This is a genomic window from Salifodinibacter halophilus (genome assembly GCA_012999515.1).
Taxonomy (GTDB): Bacteria; Pseudomonadota; Gammaproteobacteria; order Nevskiales; family Salinisphaeraceae; genus Salifodinibacter; species Salifodinibacter halophilus.
Window position 1 is genome coordinate 2002782 of sequence record JABEEB010000001.1, and the last position, 25247, is coordinate 2028028.

The window sequence follows — 25247 nt, forward strand, 5'->3', positions numbered from 1 at the left end:
GGGCGCTCCTGGCGAGAAAAGGTCCGGAATCGGTGGGCTGAACGGCTACTATGTTGGTTGGGCCAACAACCTCATGAGCCGTTCCTGCCTAGTTTGCGTTGTCATGAACTATGGTTGCCATGGGCTGCTGAATTTCATTCGTTAGGCAGCGTGGTCAGTGGTCAGACCGTTTTGCCGCAGCAGGGCGTCGATTGAGGGTTCGCGGCCGCGGAACGCGGCGAAATTGTCGGCGGCATCGCGCGACGCGCCGCGTTCCAGAATCTCGCGTTTGAACTGCGTTCCGGTATTCCGATCGAGTACACCGGCGGCTTCGAATGCACCAAACGCGTCGGCGGCCAGCACTTCAGCCCATTTGTAGCTGTAGTAGCCCGCCGCATAAGGCCCCGCGAAGATATGCGCAAAACCATGGGCGAACCGGTTGTCGGCGGGTGGCCGTAAAACGGCGACTTCATCGCGTACAGCATCGAGTGTCGATTGCACGCGTGAACCCGGGTCGGGATCGGTGTCGCGGTGCAGGCGCAGGTCGAAAAGCGAGAACTCAATCTGGCGCAGCGTCTGCCAGCCCGCCATGTGTGTGCGGCTGGCCGCCAGTCGCGCGAACATATCGGCCGGCAGCGCCTCGCCGGTCTGGTAATGAGTAGCGAATAGACCGAGCGCTTCGCGTTGCCAGCAGAAGTTTTCCATGAACTGGCTCGGCAACTCGACGGCGTCCCATTCGACGCCCGCGATACCGGCGATTGGGGCTTGCTCGACGCGGGTCAGAAGATGGTGTAAGGCGTGGCCGAACTCGTGAAACAGTGTGACGACTTCGGTATGGCTGAGTAACGCGGGGTCATCACCAATCGGTGGCGCGAAGTTGCAGGTCACGAACGCCGCTGGACGTTGGTCATCGCCGGCTTGGCGTCGACGGCTCTGAAACGGGTCGACCCAGGCGCCGCCGCGCTTGTGCTCGCGTGCGTAAGCGTCGAGATAAAAGGTGCCGAGCACTTGACCATCGGCGTCGGCGATGTCGAATACGCGTACATCCGGGTGCCAGGTTGAGATATCGTCGCGGGGCGTGATGACGACGCCGTAGAGCTGCTGGACGACGTGAAACAGGCCATCGAGCACGGCCGGCGCCGACAGCCAGGGCTTAAGGTCTTCGTCGGATACATCGAATCGGCGCTGTTTGAGTCGTTCGGCGTAATAGCCGACGTCCCAGGATTGCAACGTATCAATGCCATCGGCGTGTGCCAGTTCGCGGAGTTCGGCCAACTCGGATTCGGCGTGCGGCCGACTGCGCGTGGCTAGATCGCCAAGAAAGGACTCGATCTGTGCGGGAGAGTCGGCCATTTTCGTGGCCAACGAACGTTCGGCGTGATCGGTGAAACCGAGCAATCCGGCAGCTTCCTGGCGCAGCGCCAGGATTTCGGCCATGACCGTGCTGTTGTCGTGGCTGCCAGCATTTGGGCCGGCGTCTGACGCGCGTGTAGTAAATGCTGTATACACTTCGCGTCGAAGTTCGCGCTCGTCGGCGTGGGTTAGCACGGCCTGCACGCTCGGTCCGTCGAGCGTGATCAGCCAGCCGTCCAGGCTTTTATTGCTAGCGTTTTGTGCCAGAAGGTTGCGCGCTGATTCGGGCAAACCGGCTAGCGCGGTCTCGTCGGTAATCTGTTTCTGCCATGCTTGAGTGGCATCGAGGACGTTTTGTGAAAACGTTGTCGACAGGCTCGACAGTTCGGTTGCAATTGTCTTGTAACGCGCCTTGATGTCGTCCGCTAGGCCCACCCCGGCCAGTTCGAAATCACGCCGCCAGTGTTCGACTACGCGTTGTTGTTCGTGGTCGAGGTTGGTGAATGCCGAGTCGCGATAGAGTGCATCAACGGCCTGATACAACGCCGTATTCTGGCTGATGTTGGTGGAAAAATTGGTGATTCGGGCGATGCACGCCTGGTAGGCGTCACGCCAGTTCGGCGAGTCCATGACCGCGTTCATGTGAGAAACCGGCCCGAAAGTGCGCTCCAGACGGTCCTGGGCGTGGATCAACGGGTCGATGAGATCGGTCCAGGCGTTATCGGCGGTTACTTCGCTCGCGCCGGCGACAACCTGTTCGGCGTCAGCGATCAATGCTTCGACCGCTGGCTCAGCGTGCTCGGGGGTGATGGCGTTGAAGTCTGGCAGCGTGCCGGCTTCGACGCCATTGATTAGCGGGTTGTCCGCGCGTTCGCTTGTATCCATTGCTTGCTCTTTGATGGCTATTCAGATGGTTGTGTGGCCGAGTCGTCTGGAATCAAGCAGTCGTTTCGGCCATCGCACCGCGATGATTATCGTGCAGTCTATAATTTGGACTCGCACTCTATGGATTGTTTATATGGCCGCATCCTACGATCTGATCGTGCTCGGCGGGGGCAGTGGTGGCATTGCGACCGCGCGCCGAGCTGCCGCGCACGGTGCCAATGTCCTGCTGGTAGAACCGGGCCGGCTGGGCGGAACTTGTGTCAATGTTGGTTGTGTGCCCAAAAAAGTCATGTGGCACGCCGCCGATTTTGCCGAACGCGCCGAACACGCGGTGGATTACGGATTTGACGGCGAACGGCCGGCGCACGATTGGGGGCGGTTGGTGGCCAATCGGCGCACTTATATTGAGCGCTTGAACGGCGTTTACGAACGTAATCTGCGGGCCGACGGCGTCGAACATGTCGCGGGTTTTGGCGCGTTTGTGGCACCGCGCACAGTGCGTGTGTCTGGTGTCGATTACGCCGCCAATCATGTATTGATCGCCACCGGCGGTCGTGCGCAACGGCCCTCAATTGCGGGAGCCGAATTGGGCACCGACTCAGATGGGTTTTTCGAGTGGCAAGCATTGCCCGCAAGCGTGGCGATCGCTGGTAGTGGTTATATCGCGTGTGAATTGGCCGGCGTGCTGGCCGAACTCGGCAGTCATGTGACGCTGCTGCTGCGCCGCGAACATGTGCTGCGTGACTTTGACGCAATGCTCGGTGAAAAACTTATCGAGCATCTGCAGGCGGCCGGCATCGATGTGCAATTTAACCGCGAGACGACGGCGCTGGCCAAGACCAGCGACGGCCAGGTTCAGGCGACGTTCACCGATGGGCAGACGTCGCAGCCGTTCGAGCGTTTTCTATGGGCGGTCGGCCGTGAGCCGAATACGGCCGATCTGGGGCTGGAGACGGCCGGTTTGGAACCGAATTCAAGCCACGCGATCGAGGTTGATGAGTGGCAAGACACGCGTGTGCCCGGCGTCCACGCGCTTGGTGATGTCACCCCAGCGCCGGAGCTCACTCCCGTGGCGATCGCTGCCGGCCGCAATCTAGCCGACCGGCTGTTTGGTGGCCAGCGCGACGCGCGCCTTGATTACACCAATATCCCGAGCGTGGTGTTCACGCATCCACCGATCGGCACCGTGGGCCTTAGCGAGGCTGTGGCGCGCCGTATCTACGGCGACGACGCGATCCGTGTTTATACCAGCCAATATGTCGCGCTCTATCACGGTGTTTTGAATAACAAGACAGCGTCGGCTATGAAGTTAGTCTGTGCCGGCCCGGATGAGACTGTCGTTGGCGCCCACGTTATCGGCGACGGCGCCGACGAAATGCTGCAGGGGATCGCCGTGGCCGTGAAGATGGGCGCGACCAAGGCCGATTTCGATGCCACGGTGGCCATTCATCCGACGAGCGCGGAAGAGTTCGTCACCATGACGTAAGCTGGCCGGTGGCCAACCGAACGGCGCTGACCACGCGTTGACCGTTGTCGATCAACCGTTTGGTTTCGTGCTTGGCCCTGGCTAGATCTGTACTCGACGATCGTCATCTGCGCCGTTAGCATTTTTGTTGTGTCGCTGGCTTGATCGGGCTGACCGTGTGGCCGTAAGTGGTCGCGCTACCAACGTACCTGCCAAGTTTGCGCAGGGCTGGCCGGATCAGGGAGCCTGTTCGTCCAACTTGTTAAGCCTTGGCTCCGGGCCAGGATCAATTTGGGATGCCATGTGGTGCGATGGACGCGCCTATGGCCCACTAACCGCGAAATCCTGACGCATGTGGTAGCGTTCGGAGATCGTGAATTGCCACAGCGTGGTTTTGTGCCACGCCTTCAGCCAGACCTCGGGATCCAATCACGTCATGACGACAGCCATAGCACGCACGTTTCTCGGTCACGCACCTAACTGGTACAAGCTGGCAATTGTCGGCTTTTTGGTAGCGAACCCTTTTATATTTGCAGCATCGGGCGGCTTCATCGCCGGCTGGGTTCTGGTATTCGAATTCCTGTTTACACTGGCGCTAGCACTTCGCTGTTATCCGCTTGCACCCGGAGGGTTGCTGGCGATTGAAGCAGTCGTCATGGGCATGACCACCCCGGAAGAGGTCTATTCCCAGGTCCAGCACAATTTGCCGGTGCTTCTGTTGCTGGTCTTCATGGTCGCCGGGGTTTATTTCCTGCGCGAATTGTTGCTAACGGTTTTTACGCGGATTTTTCTGGGGGTTCGCTCGGTCAATAAGCTGGCCCTTTTTTTCTGCGGTTCGGCGGCGGTTTTATCCGCGTTTTTGGATGCTTTGACGGTGACTGCGGTCATCATGGCGATCGCCGAGGGCTTTTATTTCATCTATCACAGCGTCGCTAGCGGTCAACACGAGGACAGCGAGCATAATCATCATGACGACAGCTCTGTAGCGTCCGACTGGCAGGATGATCTTGAGCATTTTCGGGCGTTTCTTCGCTCGCTGATGATGCATGCGGTGGTCGGAACCGCCCTGGGGGGTGTCACCACGGAAGTTGGTGAACCGCAGAATTTGTTGATCGGCCACATCGCAGGCTGGAACTTTACCGAGTTCTTCATGACAGTCGCCCCGGTTTCGATACCGGTGTTGGTCGTCGGGCTGACGTTGTGCTTCGTCTTACAGAAGCTGGGCTGGTTCGGCTACGGGGTCTCCATACCGGAAAGCGTGAAGACAGTGCTGCGGGAGCGCGACGAGCGTAAGCGAAGCGAGTTCGATGCTGCACGGCGCGTTCGGCTTATCGCCCAGACCATTGTGGTCGGTCTTCTGGTATTGGCACTGGCGTTTCATGTGGCCGAGGTCGGTTTGATCGGGTTGGCCCTTATCGTCCTTACCACGAGTTTGACCGGCATTGTTGAGGAGTCGAAGATCGGTCCCGCCTTCGAGGAGGCGTTGCCGTTCACGGCGCTGTTGACCGTTTTCTTTGCGATCGTGGCTGTCATCAACAGCCAACACTTATTCCACCCGATCATGAATTGGGTGCTGGCCTTTGATGGCAGCGTGCGCGGGTCGATGGTCTATATCATCAACGGTGTGTTGTCGATGATCAGCGACAACGTGTTCGTTGCCAGTGTTTATATGCAAGCGCTGGAAAACGCGGTGTCCAGCGGCGCGTTGTCCCAAGAGCAATTGCAACACTTGGCGGTGGCCGTCAATACGGGAACCAATATCCCGAGTGTCGCGACACCGAACGGGCAGGCGGCGTTTTTATTCCTGCTGACTTCGGCACTGGCGCCGCTTATTCGCTTGTCCTACCTACGCATGATGTGGATGGCGTTGCCGTATACCGTGGTTCTGTCTCTTACCGGGCTGCTCTGCGTGCGGTTCCTGTTGTAACGCGATTGGTTTAGGTCTGGGGTTCGCCGCGGCAGTGCTCGCGGTGTGGAATAAAGCGATATACGCACAATGGCGCACTCGAATGAGTGCGGTTTCAAAGTAAAAAATGGAGCAGCGTGATGGCCGGACGTCTGGTTTTACTACGACACGGACAGAGCGAGTGGAATCTATCGAATCAGTTCACTGGCTGGGTGGATGTTGAGCTGACCGAAAAAGGTGAGCACGAAGCCCGGGTCGCCGGGCAGCTCATGGCAGAGTCAGCATTTCGATTCGATATCGTCTACACGTCGATGCTTACGCGCGCGATCCGCACCATGTGGCTTGCGCTGGCCGAGATGGGGCAGTCTTGGGTCGATGTTAAACGCCACTGGCGGCTAAACGAGCGGCATTACGGTGCATTGCAGGGGCTGGACAAGGCTCAAATGGCCGCAAAACACGGCGATGAACAGGTGCATATATGGCGCCGTAGCTACGATGTGCCGCCGCCGGCAATGAGCGAGCAGGATGCTGGCCATCCACGTAACGACCCACGCTACAGTGCGCTCGATCCACGTGTGTTGCCGGGCACTGAATCGCTAAAACTAACACTCGAGCGTGTATTGCCGTTCTGGCACGACCAGATCGCGCCGAGCCTTCTGGCCGGTGAGGATGTGCTTGTGGCTGCGCATGGCAACAGCCTGCGCGCGCTTGTGAAATATCTGGATGACGTTCCGGATGACGAAATAACGGGGCTGAATATCCCGACGGGGATCCCGCTTTGTTATCGCCTCGACGACTCGTTGAACGCTGTCGAATCGAGTTATCTCGGCGACGCCGACGTCGCACAAGCGGCGGCCAATACAGTAGCCAACCAGGCCGGGTCTAGTAGCGGGCAGTAATCGTCGCTTATTGGACGTGCGCGCGCTTGATAAAACAAGGCGTGATAGCACCTGATCCGGCCGGCCTCGTTCAGCCAGTCGCGGGCGATGTTCTCGATGTCGCTTTGCAGCCAAGACAGTGCAGCTGAGCCGAAAGATGGGGCTGCTGCGGGTTATGCGTGGCCGACATGACGCTGCCTTCGATGTCGGCGGTCACTCGCTGGTAGAAACCCCCAGTAGCAGACCGCGGCTCCCTCGGCATTGGCCGCCAGTGTTGGTCTTGAGCCCGAGATCACCCAGCGTGTCAGTAACGCAATGGCGCGCATCTGGGCCATTCAGTCGGATGGTATCCGAGATTTCAAGGTGTCTGAGTTCGCCGGTCGAGCGTCTGACAGAGTGCTGAATCGCGTTTGTCCTCCGGTAAGCAAGCTATGACCAATTAGTCGCGTTGTCCTTACACAGCACGCTTGAATCCGGTAGGATTTTTAATCCGTTGTGAGCTAGGGAAAAATTTGAATCCAAAACTTACCATCGAAAATCTCTATAAAGTGTTTGGTCCGGAGCCGCAGGATGCGATCCGACGCGTCGAACGCGGCGAAAACAAGAACGATATATTCGCGGCGACCGGTTCCACGGTCGGCGTTTCGGACGCCAACTTTGAAATCTTTGAAGGCGAAGTATTCGTCGTTATGGGGCTGTCCGGGTCCGGCAAGTCGACGCTGGTCCGGATGTTGAATCGGTTAATCGATTCCACTCAGGGCCGGATTACGCTAGACGGCCGTGATGTGACTAATTTATCGCAGAAGGAGTTGACTGAGATCCGGCGTCGCGAGATGAGCATGGTGTTTCAGTCATTCGCACTGATGCCGCACCAGACCGTGCTCGAGAATACGAAGTTTGGACTCTCGGTCTCCGGCATTGGTCGGCAGGAGCGCGACCAGCGAGCGCTGGAAGCACTGGAGGCCGTCGGCCTTAAGGCCAATGCAAACAGTTATCCGGATGAGTTATCCGGCGGTATGAAGCAACGTGTCGGCCTGGCACGGGCGCTAGCGATCAACCCCGGCGTTTTGCTCATGGATGAAGCGTTTTCCGCGCTCGATCCGTTGATCCGTACGGAAATGCAGGATGAGTTGCTTCGGCTGCAGAAAGAGCAGCGGCGAACCGTTGTGTTTATCACGCATGATCTCGATGAGGCCATGCGTGTCGGCGACCGCATCGCGATGATGGAAGGTGGCCGCATTGTTCAGGTCGGCTCGCCGAATGAGATCGTGCGCGAACCAGCCGATGAATACGTCAGCTCCTTTTTCAAAGGCGTGGACGTCAGCTATGTATTCGCGGCCGAAGATGTGGCCAGCCGTGATGAGGCGGCCCTTCTGACGCGCGACGACCACGATATTGCCAGCGCGCGGGCCGAGGTCAAAGCCCACGCACGTGCGTTGGGCGTGATGGTTGATGCGGACGGCGCATTTCAAGGACTGGTGACGGCCGATTCACTGGCCGCGATCGACGACAATGCCGGCTTCGATGCCGCGTTTGTCGACGACGTGGTTACGGTCGAGCGCGGCGAGGCCCTGAGTACGCTGGTACTGCGAGTGGCTGACAGTACCTACCCAGTGGTGGTGCGGGCGGCCGATAACGGGCGCTACTGTGGTTTGATTTCCTCGCGCTTACTGCTGCATACACTCAGCCGCGAAGACGACGAACAACAAGCAACAAACAATAATAATGAGGCGGTGGCATGAACGGAGCGCAGCTCGACATCAGTTCTTTCTGGCACTGGCTGGGCCAGCGCTTCATCGTTGATTTCCACATCGGTGCTGGATTCACCGCAGCCGTCGACTACATGACGGCGCACTTCGCAGCGTTTTTCGATGGCGTAGCTGCGATCATCGAGTTCATTGCCGGGAATCTAATCGCGTTTCTCAATTTCCTGCCGGCGGCTGTCATCTTCGCGGTGGTGATATTGATCGCGCTATGGCGCAGTGGCTGGAAGCTTGCCCTGGCCGTGTTTATCGGACTCTATCTGCTCATGAGTATGGGCTTCTGGGGCTACTCGATGGACACGCTGGGGCTGGTGATCGGGGCCACCGTCGTAGCGCTGATTGTCGGCCTGCCGCTCGGCGTGGCCATGGCGAAGTCTGAGTGGACAAATACTGTCGTCCGGCCGATACTCGATTTCATGCAGACCTTGCCGCCATTCGTCTACCTGATTCCGGCGGTTATCTTCTTCGGTACCGGTCGCATTCCGGGCACCATCGCGACGTTCATCTTCTGTATGCCACCTGCGGTGCGGATGATGAATCTCGGTATTCGCCATGTGCCCACAGAGAACGTCGAAGCCGGCCGAGCCTTTGGTTGCAACCCGCTTCAGCTATTGTTCCGAGTGGAGTTGCCGCTGGCGATGCCGTCCATCATGGCCGGCATTAACCAGACGATCATGCTGGCACTGTCGATGGTGGTCATCGCATCGTTGATCGGTGCTGGCGGTTTGGGTAATCCAGTGGTGACTGGCCTGCAGCAACTGCGACTCGGTATCGGATTCGAAGGCGGTCTCGGTGTTGTGATCCTCGCCATATTGCTGGATCGTGTAACCCAGAGTTTTGCCGAGCGTAGCTCGCGGGCTGGCGGCTTAGCCGCACGGTTTCTGCGAGTGTTTTCGCGTCGGGATGCGCAAGTATAGGCATTCCAAAGTCCATCTCAAAGGAGTGATGACAATGAAAAGACGAGCCATACGTATTGCAGCAACGGCTGCCGCAGCCGGTGCCGTATCTTTCGCGGCTATCGGTAGCGCCCAGGCCAAGGACACGCAGAAAACCAGTGACGAGACGATCACCTTTGGCTGGACCGCATGGTCCGACGCCAAATTCGTTACCCATCTGGCCAAGAATTTGATCGAGGAACGCACCGATCACAAGGTCAAACTCAAAATGGCCGCGATCGGTGTGCAGTACAAAGGTGTAGCCGGCGGCGATCTGGACGGCATGCTCATGTCCTGGCTGCCGGACACACACGAGAACTATATTAAGAAACTCGGTGACCAAATTGTCGACCTCGGCCCCCTTTATGAGGGCGCCAAGCTCGGTTGGGTGGTTCCGGACTATGTTCCGAAATCGAAGTTGAGCTCCATCAAGGATCTACACAAGGAATCCGTGCAGGACAAACTTGGCGGCACCATCCAGGGTATCGATCCGGGTGCCGGGCTGATGCAGCTGTCTGAAAAGGCGATGAAGGCCTATAACCTGAACGACAATTATCGTCTGAAGCAAGCTAGCGGTTCAGCCATGACGGCTGCCTTGAAGCGTGCTTCGAACCAGGAGGAATGGATTGTCGCCACAGGCTGGACGCCGCACTGGATGTTCGGTAAGTGGAGTCTGCGCTTCCTGAAGGACCCGAAGGGCACGCTCGGCGCAGCCCAGCACATCAATGTGCAGGTTCGGAAAGGGTTTAAGGAAGACTATCCGAAGGCCGCCAAGATGTTGTCTAACATGCACCTGAAGCTGGAAACGCTCCAGAAGTATATGTATAAGGCACGCGAAACCAGCGAAGAGAAGGCGATCGACGACTATATCGCCAACCACAAGGATAAGATTGATGGTTGGTTCAAGGGCGATAAGTCCTCGAGCTAGGGTTATTTTGAATCCTAACCGAAAAGCCCGGCTTCGGCCGGGCTTTTTTGTGCGCCGAGCATAGCGCGCAATGCCTTGACTGGCACTATTCCGGTCCGCGAGGTGGTGATTGGATGCACTTGGCGGTGCAAGTCTGCTATGGCACCGGCCAGGGAACGGTTAGCCGAATGGGAGGGGCCGCCGCAAGGCGGCTTCTGGCCGAAGCTGTAGCAAAGCACGCCAACCTGATGGGGCCATGGTCGAGCACGATAACCTGTGGTGGTCTTATGACAGACTGGCCAAGAACAACGGCTTGGCCCTGTGCGATAGTACCGGTCGCGCCCAATTCAAGGTACACCTCAAACAGCGCTGGCTACGGTCCGGCTCAGACTGTTGGCTGGAGGCTATATGCCCAGCCCGATCCGCCGGGTGGCCATTTCCAAGCCGCAAGGCGGAGTGCGCATACTCGGTATACTGATGCTGACGAATCGCTTGGTTCAGCAAGCGTTGCATCAAGTACCAAGCCCTCTGTACGAGCCGGGTTCTTCGAATGTGAGCTATGCTATGGCTTCTGATTGGGGAAAGCGCTCATTAGAGGTAGAAGCTGCCCGGCAGTATGCGGCAGGCGGCGCTGGGTGCTGGTACATGGACCTGGAAAAGCTCTTCGACCGTGTCGACCTCGACCTATTGATGAGCTAGCTGGCCAAGCAGGTGGGTGGCGCCCGAGTATTGCAGTTCATCCGACATTATCTGAAAGCAGACAGGATGACAGGCGGGCAGTCCACCCCAACGCGCGAGGGTATGCCGCAGGGCGGTTCCTGGCCCTTGCTGTCGAACATTCTGCTGATGGACCTGGGACCTGGGACCTGGGACCTGGGACCTGGGACCTGGGACCTGGGACCTGGACCTGGGACCTGGACCTGGACCTGGACCTGGCGAGCCAAGGCCATCGTTTCTGCCGCTCTGCCGATGGCTGCAACGTGTATGTCAAAAGCGAGCGGGGAGTGGCTTTAGGCGAGCCTGCCCGGTTTCTGGGCAAGCACCGCCTCAAAGCTTATGGTCAACGTGAGCAAGAACGCAGTAGCGCGCCCCTGGCAACGCAAGTTCCTCGGGTGCAGCCAGACGTGGCACCAGAAATCACGCCTGCGCGTGGCACCCACTAGCCGGGAACGCTGCAAGATATAAGGTACGTTAACAGGCGGCGCATCGGGTCTAGCGCGGGTGCATCCCGCGGCTGTACGACACATTGAGTGCCCTACGGGTCCGATAGCGTCAGAGGTTGAGAATGTGGCCGTCTTGCGTGAAATCGTTCCGGTTCGTTCGGGTCAAGTTCGAACGGACACGCCCGGGAGGGGTCGGCATAGGCCGGGCGGTTAGTTAGCCCGGCCTATGTATTATCCGACTATTAACTGTTAACCGCTTTGCGTCCGTGATCTAGCTTCAGGAACTGCCCTGGATTTTACGGATTAGTTCGCCGCCGTGTTCCGATTTAAAGGCTTCCCAGACCGGCTGAGCGGCTTTTTGGAAGGCCTCCTTGTTTACGTCACGGTTCACCTCCATACCGCGTTCTTTAAGGTCCGCGATCATTTCTTCTTCCCGATCCTTGGCGAGTTCCCGACCGTATTCGATCGCGTCCTTGGTCACTTCTTCAATGGCCATCTGCTGTTTCTCGGAAAGCTGATCGAACTTGTCGTTGTTCATAGCGATCACGAGCGGCGCATAGGCGTGCTGGGTCAGTGACAGATAGTCCTGGACCTCGTCGTAATGGAATGAGTACGTGATTGGGATCGGATGCTCCTGGGCGTCTACGACACCGGTCTCCAACGCGGTATAAAGCTCGGAGACGGGGATCGGCTGAGGGTTGGCGCCGATTTCGTTGAAGAATTTGATTAGAGGCTGGGCCTGATTGGTGCGGATGGCCAGGCCTTCCATATCTGCCGGTTTGTGGATTGGTCTGCGAGTGTTCGTGACGTTGCGGAACCCGTTTTCCGGAAAGCCCAACGCCTTCATGCCGTGGTTTTCGAACTCAGCGAGGCTCTCCTGCCCGACTTCGCCATCCAGCACCTGATAGGCGTCCGCGCGACTGGTGAACATGTAGGGTAGGAGAAGGGCGCCGAGGTCGGGCATCATGCCGGTGAAGTTGTTCAGGCCGGACATTACTATGTCGATGGTGCCGGAGCGAACCCCGGAAATCATCTGCTGGTCGCTGCCGAGCTGGCTGTTCGGAAAAATGTCGACGGTTATGTCGCCGGTCGTTCGTTCCTCCAGATTTTTGGCGAAGTATTCGGCAAGGTCCTGCTGTAGGTCTTCCTGGGAGCCGGCATGGGCAAACCTGAGATTGGCCGCGTGGCTGGACGCCGTGAAGCTCAGCAGAGCGACGGCTGCGGCTGCAATGAATCTCATTTTCATAATGCTCTCCTTCTTCTTATTCCGCTTGAGAGTGGCTTTCACCCGACGATGAATGCCATCGGGATAGTGATGAGCTCGGGCACCGCAATGAACAGCCCGAGCAAGACGAGATAGATGCTGACAAAGGGTAGGGTGCCCTTCACGGTGTCCTGCAATCGTATTCGGCCGACACCGCAGACGACGTTAAGCACGGTTCCAACCGGTGGCGTGATTAGCCCGATAGAAGTGTTCATGACAAACATCAACCCGAAATAGATTGGGTCAATTCCGGCCTCGCGCACGATGGGCAGAAAAAGCGGGATCAAGATCAGGATGCTGGGGCTCAAATCGATGACCATTCCCACTAGGAAGACCAGGACCATGATGGTCAGCATCAAGAGCTTCGGATCTTCGGTGAGCGGTCCGAGCAACGTTGCGAGCTGCTGGGGCAATTGGTTGATCGTGATCATGTAGGCAGCCACGAGGGCAGCCCCGACGAGGAACATGATCATGCCGGTCGCGTGAGCGGATCGAAACAGGACCCGGTAGAACGCGCGCAGGGTAAGTTCGCGATAGACGAAGGTCGACACGCCAAGTGCATAGACCGCAGCGACCACCCCAGCTTCCGTTGGCGTAAAGATGCCAAAACGAATGCCAACGATGATGATCAAAGGGAGTAGAAGCGCCCATATCCCGTCTTTGAGCGCATCGATGCGCTCGGCTCGCGACACCTTTGGTAGGGGGGCAATATCATTGTTGCGGCTCAAGAAGCCCCATAGGACGCAGAGCGCGGCCCCCATTATCAAACCGGGTGCGATGCCGGCGAGGAAGAGCTTTGTAATCGAGAGATTGCCGGCAACACCTACCAGAATAAGTGGCACGGAAGGCGGGATTACCGGCGCGATGATGCCGCTCGATGCCAGAAGGCCTGCGGAACGGTCGGCCGGGTAGCCGGCCTGACGCATCATCGGAAACAGAATCGAAACCAGAGCTGCGGCGTCGGCCGCTGCCGAGCCGGACAGCCCGGCGAGTACGATGGCGGTTATGATCGCAACATACCCGACGCCACCGCGTCTATGGCCGGCCATGGCCATGGCCAGGCGAATGATTCGTTTGGACAAGCCGCCGACGGCCATCGTCTCGCCGGCGATCAGGAAAAAGGGGATGGCGAGCAGCGCGAAGCTGTCAATACCGTTGACGAGTGACTGGGCCAGGATGTCCGAACTAAATATCCCCATGTTTAGCATGAGAGCCAGAGAGGCCAGGAGCAATGCGAACGCGACCGGGATGCCGAGCGCGATGCCGACGAGAAGAACCGCGAGGAAGAGCGCGAGTGTCATTGGTCACCCTCGAAGGCGAAGCCCGGTTCTTCGCGTGGAAACATGATTCGGTACAGGGCGATTAGGGCGATAAAGGTGCCACTGATCGTGCCCGCGAGATAGAGAAGTCCTACAGGCAAGCCACTGATCGGATAGTAATTCGTCCAGTTGGCGATCGTCTGCTGGTAGCTGCCCCAAGCCAGCATGGCGCTGGCCACCAGGATCACCAGGTGGACGAAGCGGCGCAGCCAGACTCGGCTCATCGGCGAGATCATATAGTCGATCAGGCCTAGTTCGAGATGTTCGCGCTGTTCTATGCAGATTATCGCCCCGAAAAGCGCGGCCCAAACGAAAAGGATGCGCGCAGCTTCAGCCGAGAGGGCAATGCCGCTGGCAAAGCCGTAGCGAAGGACGACATTGCCGAAGACCAGGGCGGTCATCGTGGCCATGGCGGCCACCATCGTGATGTCGATGATGATCCAGCCGCGAGCTAGACCTTTGCGTTCTTGTTCCATGAGTCCTCCCGAGCGACCATTATCGGCTAGCGCCTATAGGCCAGCGACCCATCGAGATCGTCGTGATGCTTCGCGGCGATATCACCTGGCGCCAATCAGCCTGATGATGACCAGTACTCCTTATGCTCGCCGATGTATAGTCCTGAACGTTACCGGTAACGTTCGCGCTGTTCAAATGAACGAGAATTTTGCATTCGCGGCCGGCCGGAGATCGGCTCGTGTCACGCGTCGCATCAAAGGCACCGCCGCCCGCTGTTTCAATCGTTAGCCGCCAGATTGCCATCAGGCGAAGTTCAATTGGACTTTCATGGCCTGATTGCGGTTGCCCGCCAACTCGAAGGCCTCACACGCTTCGGCGAGCGGTTTGGTGTCGGTGATCAGGGGGGTTACGTCGATGAGGCCCTTCCGCATAAGATCAATGCCGGTGTGAAATTCCTCGTGGAAGCGGAAAGAGCCGCGAAGCTCAATCTCCTTGGCTGTGATCGTCATCATGGGCACGGGCATCTCACCACCTAGGCCGAGTTGAACGAGTACGCCGCGCGGGCGGAGGCATGGCAGAGCCTGCGCCAGCACCGTCGTTGCGCCGGAACATTCGATGAGCGTGTCGATCGTGCCCTTGCCTGCTGCATAGGCTTCGAGGGCCTCAGGTTCTTCGGCCATGTTAATCGCCACATCAGCGCCAACGTGTTTAGCGAAGTCGAGGGCGTAGCCCGAGAGATCTGTCGCGATGATCTCGCCTGCGCCCGCCCGACGCGCCGCTAGAATCGCGAGTGCTCCGATTGGCCCGCAGCCTGTGACGAGAATCCGCTTGCCGAGAAGATCGCCGGCGCGACGGACGGCGTGCAGACCGACCGCGAGTGGTTCGGCCATCGCTGCCTCGCCTGGGGTGAGGTCGCCCGCCGGCGCACACTGCGCGGCACCCGTCACTAGGCTCTGAGAAAATGCGCCCTGAATATGTGGAAACGGCATGGCGCTGCCGTAGAAGCGCATATTCTCGCAATGGTTCAGCAGGCCTCGCAGGCAATACCCGCAGGCCCGGCAGGGCCGCGAGGGCGAAACCGCGATGAGATCGCCTTCGCGCAAGCCAGAGACGCCTGCGCCGAGTTTGTCCACGCGGCCCGAGACTTCGTGGCCTAGTACCATCGGTTCGCGAAGGTGCGCAGTCCCAAGACCGCCGTCATTATAATAGTGCAGGTCGCTGCCGCAGATGCCGCCAATGGCTGTGCGAACACGAACTTCGCCCGGACCGGGTTCGCCGGCCTCGCGCTTCTCAATACGCAAATCCTTTGCGGCGTGGATGACAATGGCGCTCATATCGAATACCTCAAAGAGCCGGTGTGGGCAGATCGCGACCGGCAAAATGAGCCGTTAGATTATCGCGTAGAAGTTTCCCCATGGCCTTGCGCGTCTCGACGGTCGCAGAGGCTTGGTGCGGTTGCAGAAGAACATTGGGCAGGTCGAGAAAGCGTCGGTCCAGATTCGGCTCGCCCTCGAATACGTCGAGCGCTGCCGACCCAAGCTGTCCCGCGCGTATCGCCTCGATCAGCGCTTCCTCATCGATGTTGGAAGCCCGTGAGACGTTGACGATCATGCCGTCCGGTCCGACTGCCTCGATCACGTTGCGGTTGACGATATCTCGGGTCTTGGCCGACGCGGCGAGTGTGACGAAAAGAACGTCCGAGCGCCGCGCGAGCTCCACTGGATCAGCCACGAAGGTCCAGTCCGTCGCTTCGTCCTTTGCCGTGATGTCGCTATAGGCGATATCCATATCGAAGCCGGCGAGCCGGCGCCCCACTTCGAGGCCGATACGGCCCAAACCGAGAATGCCGGCGCGCGTCCCGTAAGCTCGGCGCTGCAAGGGGTAAAGGCCCTGCTCGGCCCAGGATCCGTTGCGCACCCAGCCGTCGCCGCCAACGATGCCGCGCGTCAGAGCAAGCATCATGCTCACACCAAAATCCGCCACATCTTTCGTGAGCACGTCCGGCGTATTCGTCACGCGGATGCCACGCTCGCGGCAGGCGTCGATATCGACGGCGTCATAGCCGACGCCGTAAACCGCGATAATTTCCAGCGCGGGCAAGGCCGCGATGAGATCGCGCGAGGCGCCCAGCTCACCGCGCGTTGCGATGCCGCGGATCGAGGGCGCGTGATCGCGGATTAGCGCGTCTTGGTCCGCGGCCTCGAACAGGCGGTGCATGTTGAATTCCGCGTCCAGAGGCTCCTGATCCCAGTCCGGATAGGGCCCCATCTGCAATACATCGATCGCCAATGCTCTGCTCTCCTGAGGTGCTTGACTTTGTTATCGGTAACATACATTATCAGGACTTCCAGACACAAGCAGGGCTTGGAGGCCACATGACAGAAGGCGCAACGCGATCGACAGGTATGAAGTTATTCGATCTTACGGGCAAACGAGCGCTCGTCACCGGTTCGGCTGGTGGAATCGGTCTTACACTGGCTCGCGGTCTTCGGGAGGCAGGAGCCGAGGTCATACTCAACGGACGCAGCGCCGAGCGGCTCGACCAAGCGGCGGCCAATCTCGGTGCCGCAGCCCTCCCCCCTCATAAGTTGGTCTTCGATGTCACAGAGGGGGCCGAGGTGCGTGCGGCGATCGACGGGTTCGAGGCCGATGTTGGTGGCATTGATATTCTTGTCAACAATGCGGGTGTTCAGCATCGGACGCCGCTCGAAGATTTCGAGGCGGCCGATTTCAACCGACTCGTTTCGACCAATCTGTCGAGCGCCTTTTTCGTGGGGCAATCCGTTGCCCGCCACATGCTCGGGCGCGGCGCCGGCAAGATCATCAATATCGGTTCGGCCCAGACGGCGCTAGCGCGCCCGGGCATCGCGCCTTATACCGCGACTAAGGGCGCCATCGGCAACCTTACCAAGGGCATGGCGGCCGATTGGGCCGGCTACGGCCTGCAATGTAACGCTCTAGCGCCGGGCTATTTCGCCACGCCGCTGAACACCGCCCTCGTCGACGATCCGGATTTTTCGGCTTGGCTCGCCAATCGTACGCCCGCGGGACGTTGGGGCCAGGTCGAGGAACTTATAGGCGCCTGTGTCTTCCTGTCTTCGCCTGCATCCAGCTTCGTCAATGGTCATACGCTGTTCGTCGACGGCGGTATTACCACCTCGCTCTAGACGATGCTTCAGGCGGTTATAATGGGGGTCACGGGGTGTGGGAAGACGAGCGTAGGAACGGCGCTTGGGGCCGAGCTCGGTGTAACCTACGTGGATGGCGACCAACTCCATAGTGTGGAAAGCATCGCCAAGATGGCACGCGGCGAGGCACTGACCGACGCCGACCGCTGGCCGTGGCTCGATCGTGTCGGCGCGCAGCTTGGCGAAGCGGCTAAGCCGCTCATCGTTGGATGCTCCGCGCTTAAACGCGCCTATCGCGATGCCATTCGTGAGCGAGCCAGAGCGCCGGTCCTGTTTATCCATCTGACCGGCGACCGGGATATGATCGCCGAGCGTATAAGCCTGCGCGACGGGCATTTCATGCCTGTCGCACTCGTAGACAGCCAATTTGTCAGCCTGGAGCCGCCAGCTCCGGACGAAAGCGCCATCACCGCCAATATCGCGCACCCACAGGACGTGATCGTCGGCGAATTGGTGCGCACTATCGAGATCATGCAGAGGGAGGATCAGCTTTGAGCTACAGCATTACGATTCTGGGCGCCGGAGTGATGGGCAACGCCATTGGCACGCGCCTTCTGGAGATGGGCCAGACGCTCACCGTTTATGACCTGGACACCGCAAAGGCCGAGTTTCTTGGCGAGAAGGGAGCGCGTGTCGCAAAGTCCGGGGGCGCTGCGGCAGCCGAAGCCGATGTCGTCATCCTCAGCCTCAACAATGCCACTGTGGTCGAGGCTAGCGTCTTCGGCGATGACGGCATCGCTGCGGGGGCAAGAAAGGGAGCGCTCATCATCGACATGTCGTCGATCGATCCGAATGCGACGAAGGCGCTCGCCGGCCGGGCGAAGGAAAGCGGTCTGCGCTGGGTGGACAGCCCGCTCTCCGGAGGCGCCCCGAAGGCGGCGACCGGCGAGCTTACACTGATGCTCGGCGGTGAGGACGCCGATATTGCGGATGCGCGTGCCGTTCTGCAGCATGTGGCCACGAGCACCGAGCATCTGGGTCCGGTCGGGGCTGGTCAAGCCACTAAGCTTATCAATCAGGTGCTGTGCGGCGTGGGCTTTCTGGCAGTGGCCGAGGCGACGCAGCTCGCCGTGGACGCCGGTCTGGATCCGCATAAGGTTCCGGGTGCTCTCAAGGGCGGACGCGCCGACAGCGCTATTCTGCAGGAGTACATGCCTCGCTTCGCCGATAAGGATTATCGGCGCGAGGGTCGGATCGACAATATGGTTAAGGATTTGAATGGCGTTCAGGAGCTGGCGCGCGCGACGAACACGGCTATGCCGCTGACCTCGCTATGCGCCGACATCCATCGCATGCTGACCACGGCTGGTCTGGGCGAGGAAGATCAGGCGGTGCTGATGGAGTTCTTCAAGGGGCCGGACAAGGAGCGGTTCGGGTATAAGTTTGTCGCTTCGAGCCATCGCATCCCAAGGCGGGAGGGTGACTCGCCAACGACGTTCAAAAACCTGTTCGCGTAAGTATCAAAGACCAGTGTGATGTTCACCAGAAGCGCGATTTTCGAGGGCAAGATCCGAGTCGGATCGGAAGACATTTTTCTAAAAATCGTTCAGGATGAGCTTGTGCCGGTCTGGCGAAGGATGCCGAACGCCTTGGCCGTCCGGCTCTATCGACGCGTGCGTTCCGATCAGAAAGCGCCGGCGCTCACGCTCGTCCAGGAAATCGATTACCCCTCCCTCGAGGCGGTTGCGGAAGCCGAAGCTTCGCCGATCCGGGAGGAAGGCGCGCCAATTATGGATCGCTTGATGACGATGTTCGAAGGCCGTCTCGTCCATACCGTGTATGAGAGGTTGCTTTGAGCACGAATGGAAAGCTCGGTCCAGCCGAAAACGTCTCGGCGTCAGACGACCGACTACCGACCATGCGCGACGTCTCCGAAGCGGCGGGCGTTTCCACCATGACCGTCAGCCGCGTGCTCAAGGAACCCTCGATCGTTTCGGAGGCGACCCGCGAGCGCGTTATGCGCGCCGTGGAGGAGTTGGGCTATGTCCCCGATTTTTCGGCGAGCTCCTTGTCCTCACGCAAGACGAATTTTGTCGGCCTTATCCTGCCGACTCTGACCAATTCGAACTTCGCGGACACGGCCCAGGCATTGGCCGACGCACTCGGCCAGTCCTATCAGCTCCTTATCGGTTATACGCTTTATCAAGCCAGCGAGGAGGAGCGTTTGGTGCGCTCATTGCTCGCACGGCGCCCTGATGCGCTCGCCATCGCCGGCTCTGAGCATACCCGAGGCACCTGGTATATGCTTCGCCGGGCCAATATCCCGATTGTCGAGATATGGGATACCCCGAACGACCCGCTTGACCATGCCGTCGGCTTTTCCAATTTCGCTGCGGGCCGAGCCGCGGCCGAGCATTTCATTGCGCGGGGGCATCATCGTATCGCTGCGCTCGGATCGGCTGTCGAAGAAGATGTTGCCGACCATCGTGGTGAGGCACGGCTTCGGGGTTTCTCCGCTGCCTTGTGTGAGCATGATGTCGCCACAAATCTCATCCGGCGCGTCGGCCGGGCGCCGGTCTCTTTCGACCATGGGGCGAGAGCTCTGGCCGGCCTCCTGGACAGAAATCCGGACGTGGAAGCGGTCTTCGCTGTTTCCGACGTTTCTGCGTTCGGCGCGCTCATGGAATGCCGCCGTCGCGGTATCGCCGTGCCCGACTGCATATCGATCATGGGGTTTGGCGATTTCGAGATTGGCCGCCAATGCGAACCGGCGATATCGACGATCCACGTCGATGCACGCTCGATCGGCGTGCAAAGCGGTGAGCTCATCCGCGATCTTTTGGCTGGCGAAGGAGCGACCACAGATCGCCGCATCGAAGATGTGGGAGTAAGCGTCATCGATCGGGTGACGACGCGCTAGGGGCAGTAGACTGAGCAGCCCGGCTGGGTAGGGGCCTTCGAGCCGCGCCCGATCTACTGCCGAGTTATGTGTCGTGAAAGCGTTGAATTATTCGATGGTTGGCTTGATATCCGGGCTGTTGTTCGCCGTTGACTGGTTAGGCTGATGTTTTACGCCGTTGCCCTGACATTTGTCGTTACTATGCTAGGTACGACATTGCCGACACCGTTGTATCCTGGCTACCAACAGGTTTTCGGCGTGTCCGAACTGATGATCACGGTGATCTACGCGGTCTACGCGGCTGGTGTTATCGGTAGTGCGATTGTTACTGGTCGGTTATCCGATCAATACGGGCGGCGTCCGTTGCTGCTCACGGGATTGACGTGTTCGGCTGCGAGCGCGGTTTGTTTTCTTCTCGCCGACAACGTGGCGATGTTGTTGCTGGCCCGGGTGTTGTCCGGAGCCTCAGCCGGGATATTCACGAGCACCGCGACCATTGCAGTTATCGAGCTGGCGCCCGACCGCTACAAATCGAACGCGACGCTCGCAGCGACTGTCGCCAACATGGGTGGACTTGGCCTGGGGACGTTGATTGCCGGTGTTTTCGCCGAATTCTTGCCTTGGCCGCTACGCTTGGTCTATGTTTTCGATCTGTGTTTGGTCGCCGCGGCGTTTGTCGTGATCATTCGTGCGCCCGAGACTGCACCCCGTCCAGCTCAACCGGGGTTTGCGATCCAGGTGCCGCGCATCCCGGCTGCGACCCGCCCGGTGTTTGTGCCGGCGGCTATTGTCGGTTTTGCGGGGTTTGCGGTACTGGGGTTGTTCGCCGCACTGGCGCCGGCCTTTATAAAGGACATACTCCTTATCGATCGGCCGACCGTTGTCGGCAGCATCGTGTTTGTGCTTTTCCTCGCCTCGACGGTGGGGCAGCTCGGTCAAGCTCGGCTTAGAGAGGATCTGCGACTGCCCGTCGGCTGTATCTTGCTAATCATTGGCATGGCTTTAGTCGCTCTCGGGCTGGGGTTAGCTTCGCCAGGTTGGCTGACCGCCGGGGCCATGGTCAGTGGTCTCGGTCAGGGTGGATCATTCCGAGCGGCTATGGGGAGTGTCACTGCGGCCAGCCCGATGGATCAGCGTAGCGAAGTCGCATCGAGTTTTTTCATTGTGGTTTATGTGGCGATTTCGATTCCGGTAATCGGGCTTGGGTTTTTGGCGAACGCACTCGGGTTGGTCGTAGGAGGGGTAATTTTCACGTCGATCATTGCGGCGTTAGCCGCGATCGCACTTGTCTGGTTGATTGCGCGCCAGTGCTTGGCTGTCGATGGAGCCACCTGAGTCCATTAACGTGAACGACCGTTGCCACGCGCCTGCGAAGCCCCGCACAGGACCGCGGTAAGCAGACTCGTGTGTGATTGGTTGTCCGGCGGATATTGTGCGTTAGCTGGCCATGAGGATCTGCAGCCGCCCCCCGACTTTTTCTGCGCGGTCTGAAAGCGAGCCGATCCAGTCGATAACACGATAGAGGAACATAACTTCCAGGGCCGGTAACTCGTTTTCCAACTTCAGCAATTGTTGCCGGATGGCGATTTGCTCCTGATCGGCATTTTCTTCGAGCCTGCCTAGCTCGGTTACCATATCGGCAATCATCTCGCTAACGTGACGCCCAAAACCGGATTCCAGAAGCTCGTCGAGTTCTTCGAGAACTTTTCGTGCCTGATGCACCGCATCGATTGAGGTCTGCAGATAGTTGCGGACCGGTTGTTCCAGACTGCTCGGGAACTGCATCTGGCGGCCTGTCATCAACCCGGCGATATCCTTGATTTTATTGATTATCTTGTCTTGGGCTTCGATTAGAATCAGGATTTCCGAGCGCGAGATCGGCAGGAAAAGTGTGTTCGGTAGGTTCGACCGGACCTTTTCTTTCAGTTCGTCGGCGCGGTGCTCGGTATCCGTTATCTCGTTATAGAGCGTACCTGCACGCGCCCAGTCGGCTGCTGAGCTGGCATCGAGGTACTGTGTCAGCAGATCAGCGCCGTGGTCGACGCATCGGATGTGTTCGGTCAGCGACTCGAACGGTGATCTGCGGAACAAACGGGTCAATGGACTGAATTTGTTCGGATCCATCTGGCTATCTCGCCCTCGGTTTTAGTTGTTCACGTACCCGTATCGTAACCTCGAACACCGGGCGAACGCCTACCCGGGTTGCCACGACGGCTAGCACCGCCGCCAGCGCGCCCAAAATAGGCACCCGATATAGGCGTTAATTATCGTCGACCGGCGCCGGTCCTTGCACGATGCGGACCAGATCATTTGGCCGCACATATGTCTTGAAAGCCTGTTGGATGGTTTTAGCGCCGATATCGAGGTAGTCATCTGCGGCGCGATATGGCGCATCGAGCGGTAAGTCCAGACGCTCACGGCGTAGGATGCCGTTGCCAATCGAGCTAGCGCTGGCGGCTTGCAGTGGGATTTGGCGTATCAGGCCGGCGCGCGCTCGGTGCAAGTCCTCGGTGTTGATCGGCTCCTCGGCCATATTGGTCAGCGTTTCACGGATGATTTGATCCGCCTGTTCAACGTGTTCCGGTGCAGCACCGAACTGGAATGACAATGTGGCCCGTTTGGGGCTTAGATTAATATTCGAACCGATGGTGTAGACGAGTCCACGCTCGGCACGCAGCTCGCGATACAACCGGCTGGCGTAGAAACTGCCGGTGAGTACCTGTTCACCTAGCTGCAGTGCGTGGCGGGCCCGAGATTTGTTGGCCACATCCAGTGTTTGCGCCAGCGCGACTTCATCCTGTGATTTGGCGCTGTCGTCGACCTGAGCGCGGTGTGGCTTATTAGCCGGTACCGGGTCGAGCGCAACCGTCGGGGGGTTGCCCTTGGCCGACCAGTCGCCGAACTGTTTTGTGACGGCTTGTTTGACTTTTTGTGGCGGCAAGCTGCTGACGACAACCAGTGTGGTCAAATCCGGACGAAAAACCTTGTGATAGTAAGAAGTAACATCACCCTGGGTCAGCGATTTGACGCTTTTCGGTGTCGCGTGGCGCAGACTGGGGTCGTTTTTCGGGTATAGGCCCTCTTTCAACGCCTGTTTAGCCAAAAAACCCGGACTTTGGTTCTGGCCGGCGACGGCACTGGCGATCTGACGTTGGACAATGGGGAAAGCTTTGGCCGGGAGTGCCGGTTGTAGTTGTTTTTCCGCCAGTAGTGACAACCCCTTCTGGAAATGGCGCGGCAGAACCGTAAGCGAAAAACTCGTTCCCGCCGAGCTGGATGCCCCGATCCGGTTCAGTGCCGCCTGATAGGCGCGCCGATCGTGTGTTTCGGTGCCAAAGTCGAGTAGACGACTGAGTACGCTGTCGACACCGGCCTGACCTTCGGGGGCTGTCAGCGCGGGATTGTTACGGATTTGGCCGTAAACGTGCGTAGCCTGTGTCGAAGCGGTCGTTATCGTGACCAATTTCATGCCATTGTCCAGCGTTGTGGTCTGCGGCTGGACTGTCGGCGCGGGCGCTTGGATTGATTGCAATGGCTTTGCAGCCCAACTTGGCAGTTTGACCTTGCCAACGTGTTTGGGTGTAAATGATTCCTTGCCGCCGAAGCCACTACTTGCGGTGGCGTCATCCGATTTGCCCGGCGTCAGAACTGTCAGAACGTGCGCGTTTTCGGCCAGTAATTTTTTGGCGAGTTGATTGACTCGTTCGACATCCACTCGGTCGATACGCTGTATCAGCGCCTGGGGCGACTGGTATTGATGCATAGCGACCGTACGTGACCAACGCTGGGCTTGGCCGGAAATCGAATCTTCAGCGGCTGCGGCGGCAGTTTTGATTTGACGTTTCGCCGCAGTAACCTGTTGCTCGGTTACCCCTTGTTCCGCGATCGTCGACAGCACGTTTTTCAGTTTTTTGACCAGCGCCTTACTGTCCGCCCCCTTGGCAAAAGAGGCCGCAGCAAAGCCGATGCCGGCATCGCGCATGCCCCTGGTTGCAAACGATGTGCCAAGGCTTTGGCCGGTGGCAACCAGCTGTGAATAGAGTCGACCGCGCGGGTCGTTCAGGATCTTGGTTAGGACTTTGAGGCTCGCGTAACGCTTTTGATCACTGGTGCCGGGTGTGCGAAATGCCAGATACGCCATCCCCTGGCCACGGTCCGTTTTCATGCGGATGGGCTTGGTCTTGACCGGCGAAAACTGGAGGTCGGTGCGTTTCGGGAGCTTTTTCTTTTGGATGGAGCTAAACAGATGGCGGACCTGGTCGATCACGTGCTCCGGTTTAATGTCGCCGGCGATGACGAGCGTCGCATTATTGGGCGCGTACCAAGTGTCGTGGAACTTGTTCAGCATCGACGCTGTGGTCTTGTCGAACGAGGGTTTGGTACCAAGCGCGTCGTGACTGTATGGCGTGCCGTGAAACAATTGTTCGCGCAATTTCTTATAAGCAACGTAGCCAGGGTTCGACAGATCGCGGCCGACTTCCTTTTTGATCGCGCCCCGTTCCTTGTGCCAGGCCTCGGGCTTGTTGGCGACGCTTTTCATGCGCGCGGCTTGCAAATGCAGGGCGACGTCGAGGTATTTCGAAGGCACCGAAAAATAATATTGCGTTAGCTCGTCTTGGGTGCTCGCGTTGAAACGCCCACCCATGCCGGCGGCAATAGCGGAGATCTGAGCCGCTGAGAGCTTCGCGGTGCCGCGAAACATCATGTGTTCCTGGGCATGGGCCATGCCGGGAAAACCGCTTGGCGCCTGTCGCGAGCCAACGTGATAGTTCATCACCGTGGTTACTGCCGGCGCCAGATGGTTGGCTACCGCGACAACTTGCAGCCCGTTATCGAGCGTTGCCCGGGCAGTATTGGACGTGTGCGTAGCGGCTTTTGTGTCACCCGATGCTGCGGACGAGCCCGACTTGGCAAACGTCGGCGCTGCGATAAGTGCTGTCATCAGGA

21 protein-coding genes are annotated in these 25247 nt (G+C 58.8%); 13 read left to right on the forward strand and 8 right to left on the reverse strand.

What is annotated here, in order from left to right:
• Window positions 1-141: 141 nt before the first annotated feature.
• Entirely contained in the window at window positions 142-2217 is a 2076-nt protein-coding gene (locus HKX41_09355; protein NNC24355.1) for a M3 family metallopeptidase, read from the reverse strand.
• A 133-nt stretch (window positions 2218-2350) separates the two neighbouring features.
• On the opposite strand from HKX41_09355, the gene gor reads away from it, so the two are divergent.
• From gor to HKX41_09390, 7 genes are all read left to right on the forward strand, one after another.
• Window positions 2351-3703 carry a glutathione-disulfide reductase gene (gene gor / locus HKX41_09360; protein ID NNC24356.1) on the forward strand — a complete coding sequence of 451 codons (1353 nt, stop codon included), beginning with the start codon at window positions 2351-2353 and terminating at the stop codon, window positions 3701-3703.
• A gap of 415 nt (window positions 3704-4118) precedes the next feature.
• Complete coding sequence (gene nhaB / locus HKX41_09365; protein NNC24357.1) at window positions 4119-5609, forward strand: sodium/proton antiporter NhaB; 1491 nt, start codon at window positions 4119-4121, stop codon at window positions 5607-5609.
• Between the two features lie 119 nt (window positions 5610-5728).
• Window positions 5729-6487, forward strand: a complete 759-nt coding sequence (gene gpmA / locus HKX41_09370) for a 2,3-diphosphoglycerate-dependent phosphoglycerate mutase (GenBank protein ID NNC24358.1) — start codon at window positions 5729-5731, stop codon at window positions 6485-6487.
• Between the two features lie 491 nt (window positions 6488-6978).
• On the forward strand, window positions 6979-8208 hold the full coding sequence (proV, locus tag HKX41_09375; protein NNC24359.1) for a glycine betaine/L-proline ABC transporter ATP-binding protein ProV: 1230 nt from the start codon (window positions 6979-6981) through the stop codon (window positions 8206-8208).
• Entirely contained in the window at window positions 8205-9146 is a 942-nt protein-coding gene (locus HKX41_09380; protein ID NNC24360.1) for a proline/glycine betaine ABC transporter permease, read from the forward strand. The genes proV and HKX41_09380 overlap by 4 nt, the downstream gene beginning before the upstream one ends.
• A gap of 28 nt (window positions 9147-9174) precedes the next feature.
• A complete protein-coding gene (locus HKX41_09385) occupies window positions 9175-10092 on the forward strand; it encodes a glycine betaine ABC transporter substrate-binding protein (protein NNC24361.1) in 918 nt (305 codons plus the stop codon).
• 387 nt (window positions 10093-10479) lie between these two features.
• Entirely contained in the window at window positions 10480-10770 is a 291-nt protein-coding gene (locus tag HKX41_09390; protein ID NNC24362.1) for a hypothetical protein, read from the forward strand.
• Between the two features lie 741 nt (window positions 10771-11511).
• On the opposite strand, the gene HKX41_09395 is transcribed toward HKX41_09390, so the two are convergent.
• The 5 genes from HKX41_09395 to HKX41_09415 all read right to left on the reverse strand — a co-directional run bounded on the left by HKX41_09395 (window position 11512) and on the right by HKX41_09415 (window position 16541).
• A complete protein-coding gene (locus HKX41_09395) occupies window positions 11512-12480 on the reverse strand; it encodes a DctP family TRAP transporter solute-binding subunit (GenBank protein NNC24363.1) in 969 nt (322 codons plus the stop codon).
• Between the two features lie 38 nt (window positions 12481-12518).
• Window positions 12519-13799 carry a TRAP transporter large permease subunit gene (locus HKX41_09400; protein ID NNC24364.1) on the reverse strand — a complete coding sequence of 427 codons (1281 nt, stop codon included), beginning with the start codon at window positions 13797-13799 and terminating at the stop codon, window positions 12519-12521.
• Window positions 13796-14293, reverse strand: a complete 498-nt coding sequence (locus HKX41_09405) for a TRAP transporter small permease (GenBank protein NNC24365.1) — start codon at window positions 14291-14293, stop codon at window positions 13796-13798. Before HKX41_09405 ends, HKX41_09400 begins: the two co-directional genes overlap by 4 nt.
• Before the next feature lie 282 nt (window positions 14294-14575).
• Window positions 14576-15607, reverse strand: coding sequence for an L-idonate 5-dehydrogenase (locus HKX41_09410; protein ID NNC24366.1), 1032 nt, complete (start codon window positions 15605-15607; stop codon window positions 14576-14578).
• Between the two features lie 10 nt (window positions 15608-15617).
• Complete coding sequence (locus HKX41_09415; GenBank protein NNC24367.1) at window positions 15618-16541, reverse strand: 2-hydroxyacid dehydrogenase; 924 nt, start codon at window positions 16539-16541, stop codon at window positions 15618-15620.
• Between the two features lie 137 nt (window positions 16542-16678).
• On the opposite strand from HKX41_09415, the gene HKX41_09420 reads away from it, so the two are divergent.
• The 6 genes from HKX41_09420 (at window position 16679) to HKX41_09445 (ending at window position 21635) form a co-directional block, all read left to right on the forward strand.
• Entirely contained in the window at window positions 16679-17440 is a 762-nt protein-coding gene (locus tag HKX41_09420; GenBank protein ID NNC24368.1) for an SDR family oxidoreductase, read from the forward strand.
• A 21-nt stretch (window positions 17441-17461) separates the two neighbouring features.
• Complete coding sequence (locus tag HKX41_09425; protein NNC24369.1) at window positions 17462-17956, forward strand: gluconokinase; 495 nt, start codon at window positions 17462-17464, stop codon at window positions 17954-17956.
• Window positions 17953-18918 carry an NAD(P)-dependent oxidoreductase gene (locus tag HKX41_09430; protein NNC24370.1) on the forward strand — a complete coding sequence of 322 codons (966 nt, stop codon included), beginning with the start codon at window positions 17953-17955 and terminating at the stop codon, window positions 18916-18918. The genes HKX41_09425 and HKX41_09430 overlap by 4 nt, the downstream gene beginning before the upstream one ends.
• An 18-nt stretch (window positions 18919-18936) precedes the next feature.
• The gene (locus HKX41_09435) at window positions 18937-19257 is read left to right on the forward strand and encodes a hypothetical protein (GenBank protein ID NNC24371.1); all 321 of its coding nucleotides are present in this window, start codon (window positions 18937-18939) and stop codon (window positions 19255-19257) included.
• Between the two features lie 62 nt (window positions 19258-19319).
• Window positions 19320-20321 (forward strand): LacI family DNA-binding transcriptional regulator, encoded by a 1002-nt coding sequence (locus tag HKX41_09440; GenBank protein NNC24372.1) that lies wholly within the window; start codon window positions 19320-19322, stop codon window positions 20319-20321.
• Window positions 20322-20465: 144 nt separating this feature from the next.
• The gene (locus tag HKX41_09445) at window positions 20466-21635 is read left to right on the forward strand and encodes an MFS transporter (protein NNC24373.1); all 1170 of its coding nucleotides are present in this window, start codon (window positions 20466-20468) and stop codon (window positions 21633-21635) included.
• 102 nt (window positions 21636-21737) lie between these two features.
• Here HKX41_09445 and HKX41_09450 read toward each other — a convergent pair whose 3' ends face one another.
• Both HKX41_09450 and HKX41_09455 read right to left on the reverse strand, forming a co-directional pair.
• A complete protein-coding gene (locus HKX41_09450; GenBank protein NNC24374.1) occupies window positions 21738-22424 on the reverse strand; it encodes a TIGR00153 family protein in 687 nt (228 codons plus the stop codon).
• Between the two features lie 136 nt (window positions 22425-22560).
• Window positions 22561-25242, reverse strand: coding sequence for an insulinase family protein (locus HKX41_09455; protein NNC24375.1), 2682 nt, complete (start codon window positions 25240-25242; stop codon window positions 22561-22563).
• Window positions 25243-25247: the final 5 nt, after the last annotated feature.